Annotated in this window: 1 pseudogene; it reads right to left on the minus strand. The window is 39.2% G+C overall.

The features are described 5' to 3' along the window. Window positions 1–106 precede the first annotated feature (106 nt). Window positions 107–274, minus strand: a pseudogene (locus NE473_RS31590) (30S ribosomal protein S4); the annotation flags it as partial. Between the last annotated feature and the right edge of the window lie 22 nt (window positions 275–296).

Genomic DNA, 296 nt, shown 5'->3' on the forward strand with positions numbered 1-296 from the left:
AGTTGCTCCATTGGGCGCAGGAAACTGCTCCTATGCGTGAAAATGCTATTTATTTGATGGGAATGGGGCATCCTCTGATTCGCCGGATGTTTCATGAAATTTCAGCGTAGATGAATTTGGCTTTCTGCTTTTCTCTTAACTGAAGGCCGTACTCACTCATCTTTCTGTTAGCTCTTTTTAATTCTCTGTTGGATTTTTTATCTATTCCTAAATAGATTGGATCAAGACCAAGGGATCTACATCTTTTAAGAACAGAAACTCTATCTACTGCCACTGTAATTACCTCCTAATTAGAC

This window comes from Hungatella sp. SL.1.14 (assembly GCF_024460495.1).
In the GTDB taxonomy this organism is placed as follows: Bacteria; Bacillota; Clostridia; order Lachnospirales; family Lachnospiraceae; genus Hungatella; species Hungatella hathewayi.